Consider the following 920-nt stretch of genomic DNA (forward strand, 5'->3'; position numbering starts at 1 on the left):
GAATTACGCGGGAGCTGCCGCGCGAAGCGCCGATGACCGGCCTGGAATCCGGCAGGGACGGCCGGAAGCCGAGCCATTGCGAGGCAGGCGAGCCGAGCCTGGGAAAAATTTGCCTGGCGCCACGGTCAAGCAGCGCCAGCCGGCGCGGATTTGGCGGCGCGACCAGGCCGCCGAGTTCGGCGGTGCCGGCGACCCGCAAGCGGCCAGGCATCGGCGTCAGGTAGAAACCAAGATCGACGGGACAGACAGGTCGGTTGAGCAGCGGCGCGTCGGTCTGGAATTCCAGATGATAGCCGCGCTCGGTCTCGAGCGGAATCCTGTCGCCGGCCTGCGCGGCCAGTGCGCGCGACCGTGCACCGGCGGCGATCACCACCGTGCCAGCCTTGATGCGAACGCCGGGTCCGCTGAGCTGCACACCGTCAGCCTCGACCTGCAGCCCGGTGATCTCTGCCTGCTTCACCGATGCACCACGGGCACTCACCGCGCCCAGCAACCGCCGCATCACCATTGCCGGATCGGTGACATTGATCGAGTCGGGAAAATACACGCCATGCGCTGCTGTCGCCGGCAGGCCCGGCTCAAGCGCCGCCACCTCTTCGGGAGTCAGGACCTCTTGGTGGATGCCAAACCCAGCGCGCATTGCCCGGCCGCCGGCGCCAGCGGCAAAATCGCTCAAGCGGCGATAGAGGTAAAGACAGCCATTGCGGCGCATCTGGTCCTCCAGCCCGGCCTCCCCGACCATGTCTTCCCAGGCTGGAAGGGCGTCGGCCAGCAGTCCGGCGAGCGCCAGTGCATTGGCCCGGGTGGCCGCCGGCAGCGATTGCCGCATGAACCGAACGAGCCATGGCGCCAGCTGCAGCAGCGCCGGCCAGCGCAGCGAAAACGGGCTGTCGGGATCAAGCAGCAGCTTTGGCAATGCC

The 920-nt window shown here is 68.2% G+C and carries 1 protein-coding gene; it reads right to left on the reverse strand.

Annotated features, from left to right (window positions below; all coding sequences use genetic code 11):
* The coding region (locus EN879_RS37340; protein ID WP_164774914.1) for an FAD-dependent oxidoreductase at window positions 1–920 on the reverse strand (920 nt) is incomplete at both ends.

It is taken from the genome of Mesorhizobium sp. M7A.F.Ca.AU.002.02.1.1, assembly GCF_003998535.1.
GTDB lineage: Bacteria > Pseudomonadota > Alphaproteobacteria > Rhizobiales > Rhizobiaceae > Mesorhizobium > Mesorhizobium ciceri.